The organism is Candidatus Binatus sp. (assembly GCF_036567905.1).
Lineage (GTDB): Bacteria > Desulfobacterota > Binatia > Binatales > Binataceae > Binatus.
This window is the reverse complement of the sequence record NZ_DATCTO010000036.1, coordinates 22,173-28,840: the sequence shown is the minus strand read 5'-3', so window position 1 is coordinate 28,840 and position 6,668 is coordinate 22,173. Positions and strand designations below refer to the sequence as shown.

The window sequence follows — 6,668 nt, the reverse complement described above, 5'->3', positions numbered from 1 at the left end:
CACCGCGAGCGCGCCCGCGGGCTTCTCTTGGCGCGCATTGAAGCCGAACTGAGGCAGGGGTGACCCCTGCACCCAGTATTAAGGCCGCCCGCCGTTGGCGGGCGCGGCCCCTGCCAACGGCTTAATACTGCGCTGCCGTCGCCACGGCCAGGGGTGACCCCTGCACCTTAGTGAGGAAAAAGATGCGGGCGGAGTTTATCCTGAGTACTCGAAGGGCCCTGTTAGAAGGGGTTGATCAGGAAAGAGTCCGTGCGCCCGTTTTTTGTGTCATCCTGAGCGCAGCGAAGGATCTCGCGCGCCAGCGCGTCTCGCTTCAGCACCAACATCCGGTTACGCACAGCTCTCCCTGTCAGGGCGACGCAATTCGTTAACGTCGCTCAGTTCACTGCGGCCGAGCGCTCGGCAATCAGCCGATCCAGCTCGGCGCGCAGCTTGGGCAGCACTTCTTCGTAGCCGAAATAACCTATCTTTTTATCTTTCTTCTTGAGATTCACCGTGGTCGGACCGCACCACAACCCAAGGTCGGCGTCGTCGGTCTCGCCCGGCCCGTTCACCCTGCATCCCATCACCGCAATCGTGATCTTGTGCTTGCTGGCGTAAGCCGTGAGTTCCTTGACCTGCTGCGCCAGCTCGACGAACTTCTCGTTCTCGACCCGCGAGCACGACGGGCACGAGATGATGTTGAGCCCCGCGCCGAAATCGGGCACCGAGATGAACCTGCCCGCCGCGACATCCTCGATAATCTTGTGGCCGACGATCACTTCCTCGTGCTTGCGCTCGTTGGGCAGCGTCAGCGAGACGCGGATCGTATCGCCGATGCCCTGCGCCAGCAGTTTTTCGAACGCGATCCGAGTCTTGATGATTCCGTCGGGCGGCAACCCCGCCTCCGTGACGCCAAGATGGATCGGCACGTCGGGCCGGCGCTTGGAGAAGCGCCGATTCGCGTCCATCACCTTGTTGGGATCGGAATCCTTGAGCGACACGACGAAGCGGGTGAAGCCGAGCTCGTCCATCAGCTCGCAATGGTACGCCGCCGACTCGACGATCGCGGCCAGTTGATCGCCGGGATACTTGTCGATAAACGCCGGCGCGACCGAGCCGCAGTTGACGCCGATGCGGATCGCGAGGTTGTGGTCGCGGGCCACATCCACCAGCCATTTCACCTTCTGCCCGATCGTCTTCGACTTTTCCAGATGGTGGAGATGGCCCGGGTTGTAGCGAATCTTGTCAACGTGCGGCGCGACCCGGGGGGCTAACTTGTAGTTCTCCTGCAAATCGACCGACAGCACGATTCCCTTGGTCTGCGCGCGGATTTCCTTGAGCGCCGGGATTTCCTTCTCGTTGTCCATCGCGATTCGGACAATTCCCGCGCCCGCGTTCGCCAACTGATGGGCCTGCGCGACTGTCTTATCGACGTCGATGGTTCGCGTCGCGCACATCGACTGCACCACCACCGGCGCGTCGCCGCCGACTCTGGCGCCGCCGATCGTTATCTGCCGCGTCTTCCGATCTTTTCGTGCCTGATCCATTTCCACTGATTCAATTATTCCCCAATGCTGCCGAATGCGCGCCGCCCTTGCTAGTGCTTGTGTTCTTCAGCCACCGCCATCGCGATCGCGCCATGGCTGAACGCCGCTCCCGCGCGCATCGCCGCCGCAACCCATACCGCCTCCGCGATCTCCTGGTCGGTGCATCCTTTCTCTTTCGCGCGCACGACGTGCGCCTCGATACACCACGGGCATTGCGTCACATGCGCGGCGGCAATTGCCATCAACTCTTTCGTCTTGCTCGGAATCGCTCCGTCCTTGAAAACTTCCTTGTCGAATTCCAGGAACCCCTTGAACGCGTCGGGCGCATTCTGGCGCAGATTGCGGAGATACTTCGAGGTTTCCCTGCCGTAAAAATCCGCCATTGTCTTACTCCTCGGTCCGCCCTTGCTTGGACGCCCTCTCCCCCAACCGCAATTCTGAACCGTTATCGGTCTGCTTTCGGCGAGCGCCGCGCTTGCACCTGACAATTCAAATATAGCAGACCGTCCGCGCGTATCGACAACAACGGCGCTTGGCGCCTCTGAGCGCATGGTTCGCCGACGCCCCGGGCGCGTTTGCGACGCCGTTTCGCTGATTTCAGCATTAACGGTGGGCAAACTCGGCTCCGTCCAAGGCTCGCGAGCGCAAATTTAGGCTATGACTTTTCTCTTGCAATGAGTCAGCGTTCCCACTAAGTTTCTTCTTCCGTCGATATTAGACGGAGTGAAGCGTCGCATAAGGCATGCTGCTGGGCTCGCCCATCTCTCGCGGCCAATTTCGACGCTCAAGCTGTTCGCTCGCAGGAGGAAGGAAGCTGAACCATGAATACCGCCGCTTTTGCAATCGCTGACGCCGATCCGCGTCCCTTTCCCGACGTTATCCTTCGCAGCCAGTTCTTCGAGATGGTCGGCACGAGATCGCTCTCCAGCGAGCAGCGCCTGATGCTTGCGGTGCTGGCCGACGCGATCAACGTCGTGCAGGAATTCGGCGGCTCAACCAGCCTGCGCAAACGCAGTTCGTTTAACGAGGCGTGGCACTGGATCTTCACCAAGGGCGTCAATTCTCCGCTGTCATTTGACAACGTATGCGACGCGCTCAGCATGGATATCCATGGCTTGCGATGGCGGCTGTCGGAACTGGTGGCAGGCCGCGGCGGCCCTCCGCTGCGCCTGCGGCTGAAGGAAGCGAGCCGGATCCAACGCTTGACGGTTAATCGATCACGCCGGCGCGATCGGCGCGGGATGCGCCGGGTCAATCCCGCCGGCTAGCGACTAACCCTCCGATTCAATCGCCGGCATCAGGCCGCGCGCGGAAAAAAGAAACTCCGCGCGCGGTTTCATTCTTGCGCCGACTCCTGATACGAATTCGGTTTCATCCGATGAAGGAGACCGAACCGATGGACCGTCCGCTCAAGGGCGTCAGAGTTGTCGAAGTTGCGATGTGGGTGGCCGGCCCGTCCACCACCGCCGTGCTGGGCGACTGGGGCGCCGACGTAATCAAGCTCGAAGATCCGACCAGCGGAGACCCGATTCGCGGTTTCGTCACGCGCACGATGGGCGATCCCAATGCGCGCATCCGTCCGCCATTTGAACTCGACAATCGCAACAAGCGCTCGGTCGCGGTTGACCTGCGCCGGCCCGACGGCCACGCCTTCGCGCTCAAGCTGATCGAACACGCCGACGTCTTCGTCACCAGCCTGCGCCTGGACGCCCTCGAGCGCATGAAACTCGATTACGCATCCCTGGCCGCGAAAAATCCGCGGCTCATCTACGGGTCGATCAACGGCTACGGGCATCGCGGACCCGATCGCAACCTCCCTGCCTACGACTACGCCGCCTCGTGGGCGCGCTCGGGCCTGATGGCGACGATCGCCGAGCCGGGGCAGTCGCCGCCGGCACAGCGGCCCGCGATGATCGATCACGCCGTCGGCCTGGGCCTGGCGGGCGCAATCTCAGCCGCCCTGCTCGCTCGCGAGCGCAGCGGCCGCGGCCGCGAGGTCACCATCTCGCTGTTCTCGATGGGCCTGTGGATGAACGCGTCGGATCTTACCATCGGGCTGATGACCGGCCACTCGCCACAATCCGAGTCGCGGACTGGGCGGATAAATCCGATGTGGAGTTCTTATCGATGCGCCGACGCGCGATGGATTTACTTCGTGATGATCCAAAGCGACCGCTATTGGCCGGATTTCTGCCTCGCGCTGGGCAAACCGGATTGGCGGGACGATCCGCGCTTCAAGGATTCAACCGCGCGCGCGCAAAACTGCGCCGCGCTCACCGACGAAATAGATCGCGCGATTGCAACGAGGAGCTGCGACGATTGGGCGCCGATTTTCGATCGCCACAATCTCATCTGGGCGCCCGTTCGCACCGATGCCGAAGTGCTCGACGATCCGCAGGCCGAAGCTATCGGCGCTTTCGCCGCCGTGGACCATCCGAATATTCCCGGATGCCGCGTCGTTAACAGCCCCGTCGAGTTTGGCGGCGCCGACACAATCCCCCATCGTGCGGCGCCCGAACTCGGACAGCATACCGAAGAAGTCGCGCTCGAAATGGGGCTGACGTGGGACGAGATCGCGGGTCTCAAAGCCTCCGGCACCCTGGGATAGATTTATCTCTGTGCAATGGACCAACCCCGCTGCTGACAGGCGATTTTGGACTTCTCGAACAATCAAACGCCGTTATAAAACTGCATTTTCCTGAAACGGTTTGACTATGATGAACCCGCCTCCGTATGATCCTTATCACCTGTCAGCGGAGGTCGCCTGGTTGTGCGAATGATTGTTCCTCCTGTCGCTCATCGCCGCGAAATTGATCGCAACCTCGCCGAATTTTTCCGCGGCCATCGCGCCGCGCATTTCAACCGCGCCATTTCCTCGATGTGCCGATACTTCAAACTGCGCCGCCCGCGGATCGAATGGTTCGAGTACATCGATTGGGGCAAGACCGCCGGCCGCACCTACGAGGACGGCCGCATCCATCTGGTGCATCCCGAAAACTGGAAACGCGGACGCGTCTATTTCAGCGAGCGCCTGTGGATTCAAATGATCTACCACGAGATGGGTCATTTCCTGTTCTGGTCCGACGCCGAGCGCAAGGCCGACCTGTTCTCGCGCCGGATGGTGACCGGGCTTAAAGTCCCCGGCCGCCACGGCTCATCGCGCCCGCGCACCCGGGCGGGAATCTCAAGCACGCGTCGCGCTGCAAATCGGGTCCGCAAGCGTCGTGCGCGTATTTCGATCGCACGAAGATCGAGGCGCACTGCGCGGATCGACGCTCGCAAATCTCGCCGGGTTGCCTGATGGCGCAAAAGCCCAACGTCGAAAACCGCTGGTGGGTCGAAACCACCTTCAAGAAACCCAAGAAGGCCAAGTCCGAAACTGAGATGCCGCAGTTGCCGGTCGCGATGGCGTTTTACCAGGTCGCGCGCGACTACGATCAGGATCGCGCCAAGGAAGACCTGACCGACAACAACCTGCGCATCGCGCGCGAGGCCAATCCTCCGCAGGGCGATTGGGCCTACGTCGCGATGACCGAGCAGCATGCGCCGCCCAATGTCATCAAGCGCGTCAAGGACGAGTTTCGCATCCCACGCGAGGCGCGCGGCATCGTAATCGATCACGGGCGCGTCGTGCGCCTGTTGATTTGCGGCCCGCAGCTCGAGGACTGGATGCTCGACATCACGCTCGGCGAGGAGCCGTCGGTCGATGCGTACGTATGGTCGGTGATGTATCGTGAGCGAATCTTCCGCCGCGCTGAGGACGCGCTGCGCCAGGCGCGCAAATGGGCCATCAACCTGCTCCAGTTCCCTCCCCCGCGCGACGAGCCGTTCCGCGGCTCCCTGCTGGTCTAGCCGAGCTTTGCGTTCAGGGTAAACTCCGCCTGCATCATTGTTTTAACACTGGGTGCAGCGGTCACCCCTGCAAACCCACGGCGGGTTTCACTACAATTAAGTTCGCGCCATGAAATACCTGTCGCTCGTGCTCATAAACCTCACCCGCAACAAGCGGCGCACGATCCTTACCATGCTGTCGATCACCGTATCGGTATTCATCTTCGCGTCGCTGATCAGCCTGCCCGGACTGCTCAACCAGGTCCTGCGCGACCGCGCCAATTCGCTGCGGCTCATCTGTCACAGCAAGGCGGGCTTCGCCTACATGCTGCCCGAAGCGTATCGCCGGCAGATCGAAAGAGTTCCACACGTGGAGGCAGTGGCCGGCTACAGCGTCTTCATGGGAACGTACCGCGATCCGAACGAGCAGATCGGCATCCTCGCCACCGACGACGATCACCTCCGCGAGATCTTTCCCGATTGGGAAATCAGCGCGGAGACCGAGCGCGAATTCGAAAATCTGCGCACCGCAGGCCTGGTCGGAACCACCTTGATGAAGGTGTACGGCTGGAAAGTCGGCGACACGATCATGCTGCGCGGTACGGTGTATCCGGTCGATCTGCAACTGACAATTGTGGGCGTGCTGAACGCGGAAGCCGCTGGGCCTCGAATTATTTTCAGGCGCGACTACATGGAAGAACTGCTGGGCAGGCCCGGCATCGTCAACCTGTTCTGGGTGAAGATAGATCGCTCGCAATCGGCGCCCGAAGTGATCGCCGCAATCGATGAAATGTTCGCCAATTCGGCGCACGAGACGGCCACCGAAACCGAAGTCGCGCTGATCAAGAGCGAGATGGCCGGCAGTATTGCCCTGCTGATTAACGGCGCAAAATTTCTTGCGGTGATCGTGATCTTCACGATCGGGCTGGTCGCCGTCAACACGGCCGCGATGGCGGTGCGCGAACGGCGCCGCGAGATGGCGGTGATGCGCGCGCTTGGGTTCACGCGCAACTCGATCATTGCGCGAATCCTGGTCGAGGGACTGATCGTCGGCGTGACCGGCGGCGCGCTCGGATGCGCCCTGGCGCTCCTTGGATTCGAACTGTTGCCGCATGTTTCCGGAGCGCTCGGTCCGCTGGCGCTCGCCCTGACGCTGTCGCCGCGAGTCGTTGCCTACAGCTTCATGATTGCCGCCCTGATCGGAGCAGCCAGCGGGTTCATACCCGCGACCCTGGCCACTCGCGGCGATATTTCGACCGAACTCCGCGCCGTATAAGACGCCTTCGAGGTCGCTGCGCCCTCACGGTC

General features: G+C 61.7%; 7 protein-coding genes. 5 read left to right on the top strand and 2 right to left on the bottom strand.

Features of this window, described 5'->3' with window-relative positions; translation table 11 throughout:
• Window positions 1–377: 377 nt before the first annotated feature.
• Both ispG and VIO10_RS05775 read right to left on the bottom strand, forming a co-directional pair.
• Window positions 378–1,529, bottom strand: coding sequence for a (E)-4-hydroxy-3-methylbut-2-enyl-diphosphate synthase (ispG, locus tag VIO10_RS05780; protein ID WP_331960729.1), 1,152 nt, complete (start codon window positions 1,527–1,529; stop codon window positions 378–380).
• A 50-nt stretch (window positions 1,530–1,579) separates the two neighbouring features.
• Complete coding sequence (locus VIO10_RS05775; protein WP_331960726.1) at window positions 1,580–1,912, bottom strand: carboxymuconolactone decarboxylase family protein; 333 nt, start codon at window positions 1,910–1,912, stop codon at window positions 1,580–1,582.
• Window positions 1,913–2,350: 438 nt separating this feature from the next.
• Between VIO10_RS05775 and VIO10_RS05770 the strand changes: the two genes are divergently transcribed.
• From VIO10_RS05770 to VIO10_RS05750, 5 genes are all read left to right on the top strand, one after another.
• Window positions 2,351–2,797, top strand: coding sequence for a hypothetical protein (locus VIO10_RS05770; RefSeq protein WP_331960723.1), 447 nt, complete (start codon window positions 2,351–2,353; stop codon window positions 2,795–2,797).
• Between the two features lie 110 nt (window positions 2,798–2,907).
• A complete protein-coding gene (locus tag VIO10_RS05765; RefSeq protein WP_331960720.1) occupies window positions 2,908–4,137 on the top strand; it encodes a CoA transferase in 1,230 nt (409 codons plus the stop codon).
• A 168-nt stretch (window positions 4,138–4,305) separates the two neighbouring features.
• Window positions 4,306–4,830: a hypothetical protein gene (locus tag VIO10_RS05760; protein ID WP_331960717.1), complete on the top strand. Its 525-nt coding sequence runs from the start codon at window positions 4,306–4,308 to the stop codon at window positions 4,828–4,830.
• On the top strand, window positions 4,830–5,381 hold the full coding sequence (locus VIO10_RS05755) for a hypothetical protein (RefSeq protein WP_331960714.1): 552 nt from the start codon (window positions 4,830–4,832) through the stop codon (window positions 5,379–5,381). The genes VIO10_RS05760 and VIO10_RS05755 overlap by 1 nt, the downstream gene beginning before the upstream one ends.
• A 109-nt stretch (window positions 5,382–5,490) precedes the next feature.
• Window positions 5,491–6,636, top strand: coding sequence for an ABC transporter permease (locus VIO10_RS05750; RefSeq protein ID WP_331960711.1), 1,146 nt, complete (start codon window positions 5,491–5,493; stop codon window positions 6,634–6,636).
• Window positions 6,637–6,668: the final 32 nt, after the last annotated feature.

Coding starts and splice junctions, on each gene's coding strand:
- ispG (WP_331960729.1), bottom strand. CDS start 1,529: ATGGATCAGGCACGAAAAGATCGGAAGACGCGGCAGATAACGATCGGC.
- VIO10_RS05775 (WP_331960726.1), bottom strand. CDS start 1,912: ATGGCGGATTTTTACGGCAGGGAAACCTCGAAGTATCTCCGCAATCTG.
- VIO10_RS05770 (WP_331960723.1), top strand. CDS start 2,351: ATGAATACCGCCGCTTTTGCAATCGCTGACGCCGATCCGCGTCCCTTT.
- VIO10_RS05765 (WP_331960720.1), top strand. CDS start 2,908: ATGAAGGAGACCGAACCGATGGACCGTCCGCTCAAGGGCGTCAGAGTT.
- VIO10_RS05760 (WP_331960717.1), top strand. CDS start 4,306: ATGATTGTTCCTCCTGTCGCTCATCGCCGCGAAATTGATCGCAACCTC.
- VIO10_RS05755 (WP_331960714.1), top strand. CDS start 4,830: ATGGCGCAAAAGCCCAACGTCGAAAACCGCTGGTGGGTCGAAACCACC.
- VIO10_RS05750 (WP_331960711.1), top strand. CDS start 5,491: ATGAAATACCTGTCGCTCGTGCTCATAAACCTCACCCGCAACAAGCGG.